This window comes from Salegentibacter salegens (assembly GCF_900142975.1).
GTDB lineage: Bacteria > Bacteroidota > Bacteroidia > Flavobacteriales > Flavobacteriaceae > Salegentibacter > Salegentibacter salegens.
Genome location: NZ_LT670848.1, coordinates 286,963 through 302,219 on the forward strand (window position 1 = coordinate 286,963; position 15,257 = coordinate 302,219).

Below are 15,257 nucleotides of genomic sequence, written 5' to 3' on the forward strand. Positions count from 1 at the left end.
ATGAAATTCAACAATAATTTTATTACCTCAGCAGGAACATTTATAGTGTTCCTGCTGTTTTTTTCCTGCGGAAAGGAAGAAAAAATTACTAAAGAAAATAATTCATCTTCAAATGAAGATCTAAAAGATCTCGCTCAATTTGTAGACCCTATGATTGGTACGGCCAAAATGGGGCATACATATCCGGGTGCTACGGTACCTTTTGGAAGCGTTCAGTTAAGCCCAGATACCGACACCATTCCTTATGCCGTAGATGGCAAATACAATCCCGATGTTTATAAATATTGTGCGGGTTACCAGTATGATGATTCTACGATAGTTGGTTTTAGCCATACCCATTTTAGCGGTACTGGCCATTCCGATTTGGGCGATTTCTTAATAATGCCCACCACAGGCGAATTAAAATTGAACCCGGGAACAGAAACTGATCCAGATAGCGGTTACCGTTCCCGTTTTTCACATAAAAATGAAACTGCTGAACCCGGCTATTATAACGTTTTGTTGGAAGATTATGATATTGAAGCTGAAATGACGGCTTCCACCCGGGTGGGAATGCACCGATATACATTTTCCGAAAAGGATGAAACCCACGTCATTTTAGATTTGATGTCTGGCATTTACAATTACGATGATAAAAATGTTTGGACCTTTGTTAGGGTGGAAAATGATACCTTAATAACAGGTTTTAGACAAACCAACGGTTGGGCAAGAACTCGCAAGGTTTTCTTTGCCATGAGCTTTGATAAACCCATTAAAAATTACGGGCGGGCACGTTATGATAAACAACCTTATAATGGTTTCTGGAGGAAGTTTGACCAGGATGAGAATTTCCCGGAAATAGCAGGTGAAAAAATCAGGATGTATTTTGATTTTGACATGGAAGCCGAAGAAAAACTTCAAATTAAATTGGCAATTTCCCCGGTAAGTTCAGAAGGAGCGCTTAATAATATGAAAACCGAAATTCCTCATTGGGATTTTGATAAAGTGAAGGACGAGGCACGTGAACAATGGAATAAAGAATTGAATAAAGTAGTGGTTGATGCTGAAAATGATGCCGAAATGACCAATTTTTATACCGCGATGTACCATGCGTTTCTGGGCCCTACCGAATATATGGATGTAGATGGTAAATATCGGGGGCTGGATATGAATATCCACCAGGCCGAAGGTTTTACTAATTATACCAGTTTTTCACTATGGGATACTTATCGTGCTTTGCATCCGCTTTTCAATATATTACAACAAGATCGCAACAGTGACATGATAAACGCTATGTTGGCACATTATGACCAGAGTGTACATAATATGCTCCCAGTTTGGTCACATTATGCTAATGAAAACTGGTGTATGATTGGTTACCACAGTGCCTCAGTAATCTCCGATGCCATCGTAAAAGGAAACACCGGTTTCGATAAGCAGCGCGCACTGGACGCGATGGTGCAAACTGCCAAAACAGGTTATTATGATGGACTGGAATACTATATGGAGAAAGGATATGTGCCTGAAGATAAAAACGGCGCCTCCGTTTCTAAAACTTTAGAATATGCTTACGATGACTGGGCAATAGCCCAGGCAGCGAAAAAAATAGGGAATAGTGAGGTTTATGATGAATTTAGCAAAAGATCTGAAAACTATAAGAACGTTTATGATAGTAAATCGGGCTTTATGAGACCTAAACTGGATGATGGAAGTTTTAAAGAAGAGTTTGATCCTCTAAATACCCACGGGCAGGGATTTATTGAAGGTAATGCCTGGAATTACAGCCTCTATGTTCCACATCAACCTGCGGAAATGATTAAAATGATGGGAGGAAAGCAGCAATTCTCTCAACATTTAGATTCCCTATTTACTATGGATTTACCCGACAGATATTTTGAGGATACTGAAGATATTTCCCGTGAAGGAATTATAGGGAATTATGTGCACGGAAACGAGCCATCACATCACGTTGCTTATTTGTATAATTGGACAGATACGCCTTGGAAATCGCAGGATAAAATAAGGATGATTTTAAAAGACCAATACCAAACCGGTGCTGATGGTTTAGGCGGGAATGATGATTTTGGCCAGATGAGTGCGTGGTATATTTTTAGCAGTTTTGGTTTTTATCCTGTGGCACCCGGTTCTACACAATATGCTTTAGGGAGTCCCGCGATTAATAAGGCAACAATAAATCTCGATAATGGTAATACGTTTACGGTTATTGCCAATAACCAGTCTGCAGAGAATGTTTTTGTTTCAAAGGTAGAACTTAATGGCGAAGTATTGGAAAACCCGTTTGTAGACCATAGCGATATTATGGCTGGCGGAGAGCTAAAATTTTATATGAGTAGTGAGCCGAATAAAGAAATTTACATAGAAAATAATTAATAAATGGACCAAAAGAAATCCTATCGTACAGCTTTTATATTTGTAACAATCCTTTTTTTTCTATGGGGCTTTATTACCGTACTCGTAGACTCACTCATACCTAGATTAAGGGAAGTTTTTACACTTTCTTATTTCCAGGCCGGAATGGTACAATTTGCATTCTTTGGTGCTTATTTCTTGCTATCTATACCAGCGGGATATATTTTATCAAAAATAGGATATAAAAAGGGAATTATCTTAGGCTTGGTTACCATGGCTGTGGGCTGTCTGCTTTTTTACCCGGCAGCATCCTATCGTGTCTTCGGAATTTTTATGTTCGGTTATTTTACCCTTGCTGCGGGGATTACCATACTTCAGGTTGCAGCTAATCCCTATGTAACTATTTTAGGTTCTGAAAAGACAGCTTCCAGCCGACTTAACTTATCGCAAGCTTTTAACTCCCTCGGGACGGCAATAGCACCGGCTTTAGGTGCCTTATTTATCCTGCAGGATAAAGTAAAAACCACTGCCGAAATTGAAGCATTGGATGCTAATGCACAAACCAGCTACTATATTTCTGAAGCTTCAGCAGTACAAACACCTTTCCTTGGGATTGCCGCTTTTATAATAATAATTGCGATCGTTTTCTTTTTTGTAAATCTTCCCAAAGTAGGAGATAAAGAAGCTTCGAACGATTACCGGGGAGTATTAAAAAACAGGAATTTAATCCTGGGAGCCATTGGTCTATTTTGTTATGTAGGGGCTGAAGTTGCACTGGGAAGTTATATGGTAAACTATTTTTTAAGCCTTGATCTTGCTGAAACAGTAAGGGATACGTCTTTTATGCGCACCATAGCAAGCTGGATATTGAGCACAGGTGTATCTGCTTCCAGTGATATGGCCGTGGTGGGTGTTTTTGTAACATTCTACTGGACGGGAGCTATGATTGGAAGGTTTATTGGTTCTTATTTAACCACTGTTTTTAATCCTGCCAAGGTTTTAAGTGTATTTGCAATAGGGGCGATAAGTATGATATTTATATCAACCTTTTCAGTAGGACTTGCAGCTATGTGGACGATTATTGCTGTGGGGCTATTTAATTCTATTATGTTCCCTACAATTTTCAGTCTTGCCTTAGACGGGTTAGGAGATGATAAAGCCCAGGGATCTGGAGTATTGTGTACAATGATAGTTGGTGGAGCTATAATACCACCAGCTTATGGTTTTTTAACCGATTCTTATAGTTTTAAGATTGCCTTAATTTTAGTGATGATCTGCTATGCGTATATATTTTATTATGCCTGGACTAACAAAAGGAGAAACTTGGTAATTGATTAATTTTAATATATAAAATTCTGGAAAAATCAGATCGCACTTAGCTTAAAAAACAAGAAGGACTTCACAGGGAAATGAAGTCCTTCTTGTTTTTCCGTTTTATATATAAACTCCTTACCGCTCCAAATAATGAACTTCAGAAAGCTCTTTTAAATTTTGGGCTGCCTGTTCTGCGGTAATATCCCGTTGCGGGCCGGCAAACATTTCATAGCCTACCATGAATTTCTTAACCGTAGCCGATCTTAAGAGTGGCGGATAAAAACTCATATGAAAATGCCATTCTGGGTAATCTTTGCCATCTGTTGGAGCTTGATGAATACCTGAAGAATAGGGGAAAGAAGTTTCAAAAAGGTTATCGTATTTTATGGTGAGTTTTTTAATAATTTCAGCAAAAGCTTTTTCCTCTTCAGCATTTAACTGCCCAATATGTTGATAGTGTTTTTTTGGAACAATCATCGTTTCGTAGGGCCAAACCGCCCAATAAGGAATCAATGCTACAAAATGTTCATTTTGCGCTAAAATACGCTCATCTAATTCCAGTTCCTGCTTTAAATAATCGCTTAATAAACTGCTCTTATTTTCTTCCCAGTAATCTTTAAAATGATTCGATTTTTTTAAAATTTCTGTCGGAATAGATTTCTGCGACCAAATTTGGCCGTGGGGATGCGGATTGCTGCAGCCCATCATGGCACCTTTATTTTCAAAGATTTGAACGTAGTTTATATTATCTTTCCTGCCCAATTCTTTAAATTCTTTTTTCCAAAGGCCAACCACTTTTGTAATATCTTCTACATCCATTAAAGGAAGAGTGAGGGAGTGATCTGGAGAAAAGCAAACTACTTTGCAAATTCCGGTTTCGCTTTCGGCTTTTAGGAGACCGTTTTTAAAATCATCAGTCGGTCCTTCCGGAAGGAGGGAAGGGAAGTCGTTTTCAAAAGAATGAACACCTTTATAATTGGGATTTGTTTCTCCACCGGCTCTTGAATTACCCGGACATAAATAGCAGGAAGAATCGTAGCTTTCTCGTTTTTCCTGGTTATTTTTTTCGGTTTTCCCCTGCCATGGCCGTTTGGTTCGGTGTGGTGAAACCAAAATCCATTCGCCAGTTAAAATATTATACCTTCTATGTGGATGCTTGTTCAGTTCTGTGTTCATCTTTTCCTTTTTTAAACTTTAGTAATTTGAGTTCCTTCATCTGGAACCACCGTGATTGGCGTTGGGGTGATATTAAATTTATCCTGGTAAGCTTTTTTTATTTCCGTGATATACTCATCAATTTTATCGCTTTCAATTAAATTAATTGTGCAACCGCCAAAACCACCGCCCATCATTCGGGAGCCGTAAATAAAACTTTTGTCTTCCGAAAAATCTACCATGAAATCCAGTTCAGTGCAGCTTACTTCATATTGATGCTGCAAACCCCGGTGCGAAGCATACATTAATTTGCCCAGCTCTCTCAGGTCTCCGCTTCGTAAAGCTTTTTCGGTTTCCTGTACGCGTCTATTTTCTTCCAGCACATAAAGACAGCGTTTTAAACTTGTAGGGCCAATTTTTTCTTTGAATTCCTCCAACATCTCCCAAGTCACCTGCCTTAAAGATTTTACTTCTGAATATTTTTGCTGAATAATGGCTACCGCATTTTCACATTCCTGCCTGCGGGTATTGTATTCACTATCGGCCAGGTTATGGGAAACATTGGTATTTAAAAGTAATAATTTACAGTTCTGAATTTCAGCCGGAATAAATTCTGCTTCCAGCGATTCACAATCAAGCTTTATAAAATGATTTTTCTTGCTCATTACTGAAGCAAACTGATCCATAATTCCGCAGTTACTGCCCACAAAATTATTTTCTGCCCGCTGGGAAAGTTTTACTATTTCCATTTGCGACAGGTTTAAATTGAATAACGAATTTAAACCACCTGCAAAACCACATTCCAGCGCTGCTGAAGAACTAATCCCGGCACCAATGGGCAATTCGCTTTTAATAATACAATCAAAACCTTTAAGTGTTTTGCCCGATTTCTGAATTTCATCAATTACCCCCAACAAATAATTCTCCCAGGAGTTTTTACTTTTCAAAATTTGATTCAGGTCAAATTCCACATAAGTATCAAAGGTTTCACTATAAATTCTGCCTAAATTATCGCTGGCGGTTTTCCTGAATTTAAAATATATTTTCTTGTCTATAGCCGAGGGCATTACAAAACCCTGGTTATAATCGGTATGTTCACCAATTAAATTTATTCTTCCAGGAGAGGCAACTTTTACTTCAGATTTAAAAACCTTAAAGTCTTCCGGAATATTGTGATAATTTTCTGCTGGTTTCAAATGCAATAACTTTTTAGAATTCAAATATAATAAATGTAAAAATTACGCTCATTATTTTATAGAAATTCTTTTGTATTCATTTTTAGATTTTATAAAAGTTAGTATATCAGGCAATTTAATCTTCACGGGACTTATAAATTGCTCTTTTTGAATAAGAAATTAAATTTTATTGTTAGCTTAGATTTCCACATCTAATTAAATTATGAATAAAATCTTCGTATGGTCTATTAGCGCTGCCCTGGCCGGATTTTTATTTGGGTTTGACACTGTAGTTATTTCGGGAGCCGATAAGCAACTTCAGGATTTATGGGGAACTTCTGATGCTTTTCATGGCTCGATAGTGATGGCAATGGCTTTATGGGGAACCGTGTTTGGAGCTATTTTTGGAGGAATTCCAACCAATAAATTCGGAAGAAAAAACACCTTATTGGTTATAGGAATGCTTTATCTCCTTTCTGCACTGGGTTCAGCCTTCGCTAATGACCCCATTACGTTTGCGGTTTTTCGATTTCTGGGCGGATTAGGTGTAGGGGCTTCAACCATCGCGGCTCCTACTTATGTTTCAGAAATTGCGCCCCCTAAAGATAGGGGTAGGCTGGTATCTCTTTACCAGTTCAATATAGTTTTAGGTATTTTAATCGCTTATTTGTCAAATTATTTACTTAGAGATACCGGTGCACAACCCTGGCGCTGGATGGTTGGGGTAGAAGCCATCCCTGCATTTATCTATATTATTTTTGTAATTTTTATTCCTAAAAGTCCGCGTTGGTTAATCTCGAAGTCCAAAAATGAAGAAGCTGCCAAAATTCTTCAGGAAATTAATCCCGAAGCCGATCTTAAACAAAGAATGCTAGACATTCAAAAACAGTCTGAAAATCAGATTACAGGTGAAAATATATTTCTGAAAAAATATCGTTTCCCGTTAATCCTGGCATTTTTAGTAGCATTTTTTAATCAACTTTCGGGGATAAACGCTTTTCTTTATTACGCACCAAGAATTTTTGAATCGGCGGGTTTAGAGGCTAATACGGCGCTATTAAGCAGTATTGGAATAGGTGTGGTGAATTTGCTTTTTACTCTACTTGGTGTTTTTCTAATCGATAAAGTAGGAAGAAAACAACTGATGTTTGTTGGTTCTATAGGTTATATCGTCTCCTTATCTCTGGTAGCTGCAGCCTTCTTCCTAGATTGGGGCGGACTTTGGGTTCCAATTTTCCTTTTCTTATTTATCGCAGCACATGCTATTGGCCAGGGTGCAGTAATTTGGGTGTTTATTTCTGAAATATTCCCCAATCATTTAAGAGCATCAGGACAGGCATTTGGCTCCTCTACCCATTGGGTTTTAGCCGCGATTGTACCTTCTTTGGTGCCGGTGCTTTTTACAACCATTGGCCCGGGCTATGTATTCGCATTTTTTGCTTTTATGATGGTGCTTCAGCTTCTTTTTGTAATTTTTATGATGCCCGAGACGAAAGGAAAAACCCTGGAGGAACTTGGTGAAGAATTATCACTGGCAAGAGAATAATTTCAGTTAAAATATTGAAGAATACCATTAAAAAGAATTAAAATGAAACAACCTACGGCTGTTTGCTTCGGCGAGATATTATACGATGTTTTTCCAGACGGGAAGAGAATTGGAGGGGCTCCGCTTAATGTGGCTTCCAGGCTCTCGGGATTGGGAATTTCAACAGAAATGATTAGTAAAGTAGGTGATGATGAAAAAGGGAGAAAGCTAATTTCTTTCCTGGAATCTAAAAATATTAAAACTGAAAATATAGCCAAGGACGCTGAATATCCTACAGGAGTGGTGAACGTAAAACTTTCGGAAAGCGGTTCGGCTACCTATGAGATTACGCAGCCGGTAGCCTGGGATAAAATTCAAATTTCAGAAGAAATTAAAAATTCGGTACAGCAGGCAGATGCTTTTATCTTTGGAAGCCTGGTTTGCCGTGATAAGGTAAGTCGGGAAACACTTTTAGAACTTTTACCTGTAGCAAAGTATCGAATTTTTGATATTAATTTACGTCCCCCATATTATAAAAAAGAGGTTTTAATAAATCTTATGAATCAGGCAGATTTTATAAAATTCAATGATGACGAATTATTTGAAATTGCTGCATTACTTGGGTCCCCTTATAATTCTATAGAGCAAAATCTTCAATTTATTTCAGAGAAAACTAATACGAAAAACATTTGCATTACAAAAGGCCCTCACGGTGCACTTTTATTAAAAGATGGAGAACGTTTCTATAATAGTGGGTTTAAGGTAAAGGTAAAAGACACCGTAGGCGCGGGAGATTCATTTTTAGCAAGTTTAGTCGCAGGATTATTGAAAGAAGAAGAGCCCCAAAGTACACTGAATTTTGCTTGTGCCGTAGGTGCTTTGGTAGCCGGGGAAGAAGGCGCAAATCCAGAAATTTCTAAAGAGAGAATTCAAAAATTTATATTTCCGTATTAAAAGAAGCGATTTGACCTTATTTCTGAAAATACTAACTTGGATTTCTTTTTAAAAGAATATGCAGCAATTTGCCGATGTTTTTATGCCTCTCTCTATCGCCCTAATTATGTTGGGGATAGGTCTGGACCTTTGTATAAAAGATTTTAGAAGGGTTTTTGCGCACCCAAGAGCAATAATTACCGGCCTGTTGTCTCAAATATTTTTATTGCCACTTATTGCTTTTCTATTGATCTTTTTCTGGCCAATAGATCCTGTTTATAAAATTGGGATTATGTTGCTCGCGGGCTGTCCCGGGGGCACCGCTTCAAATCTTGTCACTAAAATGCTAAAAGGAAAGGTGGCGCTTTCGGTTTCGCTCACGGCCTTTAATAGTTTTATTATTTTATTCAGCATTCCGCTGGTAATTCAGTTTAGTTTTGCGGTTTTTGGAAATAACGGGGCAGCAGTAGAACTGAGTTTTGGGCAAACTATGGCCGATGTTTTATTGACGGTTATTTTGCCCGTGATGGCGGGAATTTTATTAAACGAGTTATTTGGGCATAAGTTTGGTGAAAAATTTCATAAAGCGTTACGTTATATTTTACCGGCCATAATGTTATTAGCCTTTATTGTTGTTATTTTTTTTGATGAAAATCAACGAAATGTAGAATATTTAAAACATTTAAATCTTTTTATTCCCCTGATTATTTTAAATTTCACCACGATAATAGCCGGTTATTTTGCTGCCAGGCATATGAAACTGAAGCATAGCTCTGCATACACAATTGCGGTTGAAATGGGCTTGCAAAATAGTGTGCTGGCTTTATTTATTGCCAATCAGTTATTAAAAGATAAAGATATTAGCCTGGTGGCCATTGTATATGGTAGTTTTTCTCTCATAACAACTTTTTTGGGAGGTTGGATTCTTAAGCATTACTTTAAAAAAGAGAAAAATGAGAGGGCTTAAATAAAAATGCCGGCCACATAAAGCTCAAAACAGACCCTACTCAGTTTACGCTTTTGCAACCGGCATTGTTTAATTGCCAAATTAAAATAAGTTCAAATACAGATCTATTTGTACTTATGTGTACCGAATTTAAAGCTTTTGTTACTTAGTTTTTTACGGATTTCCGTAATTTAGAGTTAACCTTCTGAAAGTGAATAATATAAATATTTATTTTTTCTGAAGTAAATATTTCGATTTCATTTAAACCCCTTTAAGTTGAATAAAAATTAAAATGAAATTTGAAGGAATTTTGCACAGAATATAGTTTTTTATTGCTCCGGTTTCTCTTACTTCCTGATCAAGTTTTATATACTCAGAGATGGCCTACTTTTAATTGAAAGATCTTTCATGTCTTTAAATTTAACTGCATTTTCAGAATATTTGAGCAGAAATAACTTAAGTTGTATCTAAGGTAAACTTGTGCTAACCAAACAGAAAATTTACTTATGGATAAGCTTTTAGATGAAGATAATATAAAAATAAACCTACCTGTAAAAATTACTTATCGAGTTTTAGAAGATGTACTTCAAAAAAAATTGGTAGGAGAGCAAATAGGGATGGAAGACTCCAGGGGCACTGTAAAAAACTATGCTGAAGTACTTGGAGCGAACCTAGGGAAAAGCCAGGAGCCAAATTTTGATCTCACCTTAAACCTAAAGTTAAAAACTCTCACCACGCTTTTTAAAAATAAAGAGGTAACCTTATTAGTCCATATAAAACTCGGCTTTGATGAGGTGGAACAGGTAATAGATGTAGAAGAGTACGAACTTGAAGGCCAAAGTAAAAGTTGGTTTATGGATAATTCGCTGGAGACGCTGGCTAATACTTTAATCTATAAAAAGATTAAAAACAAAATGAAGTTAGACCTGAAGCCTCATATTAATGAACAGTTGGGAAAAGCAAATAAAAAGCTGGGCGACGAAATGGAGGCCGCCCCTGGTGTATTTCTTTCAGGTAATGTAAATATTCTAAAAGTAGCCGAAATTATCCCGGGAGATAGCTTACTATTAATTCTTCTGGAAATTAGTGCTTATGGTTTTGTAAATGTAAAAGAGGTTAAACTTTAGGTTCAAAAACTTCCAGGATTTCTTCTAAAGCCATAGCTCTTGAACCTTTAATTAGGATACTGCAATTTTTTAATTCGGCCAGATGTAAGTGTTTTTTAATGTTTTCGGTATTTTCAAATTTTATGATATTTGGCCTGTTGGTAGTAGTTTTCTTAAATTGTTTTCCTACCAGGTAGATTTCAGAAATATCGGCGTTTTCCAAAAAGTTTACCACAACCTGGTGCTCGGTTTCTGAAGCCGCACCGAGTTCTCCCATATCACCCAAAATAACAATTTTGGTAGTATTGGTTTTCGAATCATTAAAGTGCTGTAATGCTGCCATCATACTGGTAGGATTGGCATTATAAGCATCTAAATAGATTTTATTTGAATCGCGCTCAATTAGTTGCGAGCGGTTATTTGAGGGTTTATAACTTTCTATGGCTTCTTTTATCTCGTTAAAAGGAACTTTAAAGTATAAACCTACACAAAGTGCCGCGGCCATATTCTTAGCATTGTAAGTGCCACTTAACTGACTTGTGAATTTAGTATCGTTAAAGATTAATTCAGCTGAATCGGAGGCTTCGGGATAATCCACCTTTACCTGGGCTTTTCTATTACTTCCAAAGCTAAAGTTGTGTTTGTAATTTATTTCGAGTCTTTGAATTACATCGTCCAGGTTTAGAAAAATTAGCTTTTTGTTATCTTTTAAATGCCGGTATAATTCGGTTTTAGCTTGTATAACACCATCTAAACTTCCAAAACCTTCTAGGTGGGCTTTACCGAAGTTGGTAATTAGTCCATAATCAGGCATTGCAATTTTAGAAAGGAATTCAATTTCGCCGGGATGGTTGGCGCCCATTTCAATTAATCCAATTTCGGTTTCTTCATCCATTGCCAGTAGACTAAGCGGTACCCCAATATGATTGTTTAAGTTGCCCTGGGTGGCGGTGACAGCATATTTTTTAGAAAGTACGTTGTAAATAAGTTCTTTGGTGGTAGTTTTTCCATTGCTTCCCGTAATGCCAATTATTGGAATAGCTAAAAATTTTCTATGAAATTTGGCCAGGCTTTGAAGCGCCTCGAGGGTATTTTTTACAACTATATACTCTTTATTATTTAGCGCAGCTTCTTTGTTGTCTACAATCGCACAAATGGCTCCTTTGGCAATGGCCTGTGCGGCAAATTCGTTGCCGTTAAAATTGGCTCCTTTTAAAGCAAAGAAAATGCTTCCGGGTTCAATATTTCGGGTATCGGTAGAGATTCCTGTACTTACCAGGAATCTTTGGTGGATTAATGCTGTTTTCATATTTCGCGTTTTCTAAGCTTATAATTAGGTTAGTCCAGGGCTTTAAAATTAAAGCTATAAAAAAAGCCCTAAACAAATAGGGCTTTTATCATAATTTTTAGAAGATTAGAAGTTCTAATTTCTTGCTTTTTTATTATCATCTAAAGATTTTGAACCAACTCGAGACATTGCATTTCTAAATCCAATATAGTCAGTTGCCATATCTTGTGGGAAATATCTACGTTGTGCCGGGTCTAACCAGTACGCGCGATCTCTCCATGAACCTCCTTTGTAAACTCTAACTTCGTCACTAATAAGGGTAGTTCTATCAGCAGTGTCATATCCACGTGTGTTTGTTCCCGTTGTATCTGTAGTATTTGCTACGTTGTAAGTTGGCGAATTATACATACGTTGGGAATCGTCTTCAGCTTCCTGAAATGATTGGTAATAACGGCTTGAACTTTTATCACCGTCCCTGAAATTACGCTGATCACTATCGGTATAGTTGGTACGCATATAAGTATCCTCTTCGGTTACCGGTACTTGTGCAATATCACCAGGATAAGATCTGGCAACCAGTCTTCCGGTTGATAATGTATCAAACTCTATTTCATCTAAACCAACTACTTTTACAGAGCCATCTTCGTTAATAGCGTGTTTTGTATAAACATTTCCCCTGTAATAGTTAAAGTCGTTAAATTCGTCATCAACTATTGGGCGGTATACATCGGCAACCCATTCGGCTACGTTTCCGGCCATATCATAAAGGCCAAAATCGTTAGGCTCATAAGATTTTACTTCAGCAGTAATATCGGCGCCATCATCACTCCAACCTGCAATTCCGCCGTAATCTCCAGCTCCTTGCTTAAAGTTAGCTAATTGGTCACCCTGTCTTTTTACATCGCCAGAACGGGTGTATTGCCCATCCCACGGATATTTTTTTCTTCCTCTGTAAACATTGTAATCTCTAATTCCTACTAAAGCAGAAGCGGCATATTCCCACTCAACTTCGGTTGGTAAACGATATTCAGGAAGTAAAATTCCATCTTTACGTTGAACGTAGGTTTGTCCGCCAAGAGCATTCCCCTCAGCATCTGTGTTTTGATTGTCTATCATATCCTGAGACTCATCTCCTCCCTGGCTTATTTCAGTATTTCCACCGTAAGCCTGGCTTGGAGCATTTAGATAAGTTTCAGTATTAAAAGTGGTTCCGGCCTCAACATCGGTATAGCGAGCTCCTTCTTTAGTGTAGCCACCTTCTTCTAATAATAATTCGTTTACCCTGTCGGTTCTCCATTTACTAAACTCTACGGCTTGTATCCAACTTACACCAACTACGGGGTAGTTTCCATAAGCGGGATGACGCAAATAATTGTTTACCATGGTTTCATTGTAACCAAGTCTGTTTCTCCAAACAAGAGTATCTGGCACGGCACCATTATAAATATTTCGAAAGTTTTCCTGTGTTGGAGGAAAAACATTTTTCAACCAATCCAGGTATTCCATATACATCATATTGGTAACCTCGGTTTCGTCCATGTAAAAGGACTGAACATGCTGTTGAGTAGGTGTATTGTTCCAATCGTGCATAACATCGTCTTGCACCTGGCCCATAGTAAAGGTTCCTCCTTCTACGAAAACCAACCCGGGGCCGGTTTCCTGTTCCTTGTAATCTGTGTTGTATTGAAATCCACCTTCATCTGAATTAATGTCCCATCCGGTTGCCCTGGAGTTGTCTTCATAATCCCGGGAATTATTACAGCTTAGTAAACCAACGCCAAAAACGAGGGTTAAAAAGGCTCTAAAAGCAATATTGATTCTCATATTCATCATCTCTTTTGGTAGAAATATTAGGCTTTGCAATATAGTAATTAACGCTAAAAGTACAAGTTTATTTTATGTTGTCTCAAAGGCTTTGTTTTCTTTAAAACCCTGATGTCCTAAGTACTTAGGGTATGTGAAGCTCTTTGAGATTCCCTGTGTACCGTTAATACTTACTCCCGGTATAGCAGGAAAGCAGCAAAATTAAATGTTTTTTATTTAACTGAAGGTTACTGCACTTAAAAAAGTAACTAAAATCTAAAACATACAATATTTTGGCTATTATAAAGTTGTAATAAACCTACTCTATTTACTTTTATAACTTTTAACAGGCCAGATAAATTTCTGGTTTGATTTTAATCCGCCTTAAAAATTATTTAAACTTAAGGTCTTTTCTTAACAAGATTATTAGTATATATTTGTTAATCATTAATTAATATGATGAAAAAAATTACAATCTTATTGCTCGGGTTAATTTTAAGTTCTCAATTTAAAATGACCGCCCAGGAAGAAAGGGATAGAGTTATAACTACCGCAGTTCCCTTTTTACTGGTAGCTGCTGATGCCCGGGCGGCTGGAATGGGAGACCAGGGAGTAGCTACTTCTCCCGATGCGTTTTCCCAGCAATGGAACCCTGCGAAATATGCTTTTGCTACCAGCGAACACGCGATAGGAGTCTCTTACACTCCATACCTTAGTAATATTGTTAGTGATATCTTTCTTGGGAACATTAGTTATTACCATAGAATTAATGATAGAAGTGCAGTTGCTTCCAGTTTAAGATATTTTAGCCTGGGAAGTATAGAGCGAAGAGCAAGTTTTGAACAGGCTCCTTTAGTGGTAAATCCCAATGAACTTACCTTTGATGTTTCCTATTCTTTACGTTTAAGTGATAATATCTCTATGGCGGTGGCCGGGCGTTACTTGCATTCAGATCTTGGTTTGCAGGACGAAGAAGACTTGGGGGCAGCCAATAGCTTTGGGGTAGATGTTGCAGCATATTATCAGAGTAATCAAATGGTTTTTTCAAACTTTAATGGAGTTTGGAAAGCAGGTGCGAATATTTCAAATATTGGCCCTAAAATGAAATATGAAGATGCCGGGCAGGAAAATTTTATTCCAACAAACTTTAAAGTAGGTACTGGTTTCGACTTTATTTTTGATATTGAAAACCGTTTAGGGGCTTATGTTGAATTCAATAAACTTTTAGTGCCAACCCCAAAAGATTTTAATGATGATGGTGAAATTGATGCTGAAGATGATGCCGAATATAATGATATAGGCGCGATAGAAGGGATTTTTACTTCCTGGGGCGATGCTCCGGGTGGTTTTGGAGAAGAACTTCGTGAAGTAACCTGGGCATTGGGCGCCGAATATATGTATAGGAATGCATTTGCTTTTCGTGCCGGTTATTTTAGTGAGAGTTTAACCAAAGGTTCAAGGAGATTTGTTTCTTTTGGTGCAGGCTTTAAATATGAGCAGGTAAACATAGATATTTCCTATTTATTTTCTACCTCGCCGGTGCCAAGTCCATTAGAAGGAACCCTTCGTTTTGGCTTAACTTTTAATTTCGGAGATCAATTTCCAGCTTATTAAATTAAATTTCAGTTAGTTTAATATTTGCTGCTTTGCAGGTTTCTACTAT

11 protein-coding genes are annotated in these 15,257 nt (G+C 37.5%); 7 read left to right on the forward strand and 4 right to left on the reverse strand.

Annotated elements, in window-relative coordinates:
- Positions 1-2,370, forward strand: coding sequence for a GH92 family glycosyl hydrolase (locus B5488_RS01210; RefSeq protein WP_079733613.1), 2,370 nt, complete (start codon positions 1-3; stop codon positions 2,368-2,370).
- A 3-nt stretch (positions 2,371-2,373) separates the two neighbouring features.
- On the forward strand, positions 2,374-3,687 hold the full coding sequence (locus B5488_RS01215) for a sugar MFS transporter (RefSeq protein ID WP_079733614.1): 1,314 nt from the start codon (positions 2,374-2,376) through the stop codon (positions 3,685-3,687).
- A 111-nt stretch (positions 3,688-3,798) separates the two neighbouring features.
- Here B5488_RS01215 and B5488_RS01220 read toward each other — a convergent pair whose 3' ends face one another.
- Together B5488_RS01220 and galK are read right to left on the reverse strand one after the other, a co-directional pair.
- On the reverse strand, positions 3,799-4,839 hold the full coding sequence (locus B5488_RS01220; protein ID WP_079733615.1) for a UDP-glucose--hexose-1-phosphate uridylyltransferase: 1,041 nt from the start codon (positions 4,837-4,839) through the stop codon (positions 3,799-3,801).
- Between the two features lie 11 nt (positions 4,840-4,850).
- Positions 4,851-6,014, reverse strand: coding sequence for a galactokinase (gene galK, locus B5488_RS01225; protein ID WP_079733616.1), 1,164 nt, complete (start codon positions 6,012-6,014; stop codon positions 4,851-4,853).
- 202 nt (positions 6,015-6,216) lie between these two features.
- Here galK and B5488_RS01230 point away from each other — a divergent pair, with 202 nt between their 5' ends.
- From B5488_RS01230 to B5488_RS01245, 4 genes are all read left to right on the forward strand, one after another.
- Complete coding sequence (locus B5488_RS01230; protein ID WP_079733617.1) at positions 6,217-7,539, forward strand: sugar porter family MFS transporter; 1,323 nt, start codon at positions 6,217-6,219, stop codon at positions 7,537-7,539.
- 42 nt (positions 7,540-7,581) lie between these two features.
- Entirely contained in the window at positions 7,582-8,472 is an 891-nt protein-coding gene (locus B5488_RS01235) for a carbohydrate kinase family protein (RefSeq protein ID WP_079733618.1), read from the forward strand.
- Positions 8,473-8,530: 58 nt separating this feature from the next.
- Positions 8,531-9,418: a bile acid:sodium symporter family protein gene (locus B5488_RS01240; protein ID WP_079733619.1), complete on the forward strand. Its 888-nt coding sequence runs from the start codon at positions 8,531-8,533 to the stop codon at positions 9,416-9,418.
- 485 nt (positions 9,419-9,903) lie between these two features.
- Positions 9,904-10,524 (forward strand): DUF4403 family protein, encoded by a 621-nt coding sequence (locus B5488_RS01245; RefSeq protein WP_079733620.1) that lies wholly within the window; start codon positions 9,904-9,906, stop codon positions 10,522-10,524.
- Here B5488_RS01245 and B5488_RS01250 read toward each other — a convergent pair.
- Both B5488_RS01250 and gldJ read right to left on the reverse strand, forming a co-directional pair.
- Positions 10,514-11,812, reverse strand: coding sequence for a UDP-N-acetylmuramoyl-tripeptide--D-alanyl-D-alanine ligase (locus tag B5488_RS01250; protein WP_079733621.1), 1,299 nt, complete (start codon positions 11,810-11,812; stop codon positions 10,514-10,516). The two genes, B5488_RS01245 and B5488_RS01250, sit on opposite strands and share 11 nt — an antisense overlap.
- Before the next feature lie 114 nt (positions 11,813-11,926).
- Positions 11,927-13,621, reverse strand: coding sequence for a gliding motility lipoprotein GldJ (gldJ, locus tag B5488_RS01255; protein ID WP_456114828.1), 1,695 nt, complete (start codon positions 13,619-13,621; stop codon positions 11,927-11,929).
- A 432-nt stretch (positions 13,622-14,053) separates the two neighbouring features.
- Here gldJ and porV point away from each other — a divergent pair, with 432 nt between their 5' ends.
- Positions 14,054-15,208, forward strand: a complete 1,155-nt coding sequence (gene porV, locus B5488_RS01260) for a type IX secretion system outer membrane channel protein PorV (protein WP_079736491.1) — start codon at positions 14,054-14,056, stop codon at positions 15,206-15,208.
- Positions 15,209-15,257 lie beyond the last annotated feature (49 nt).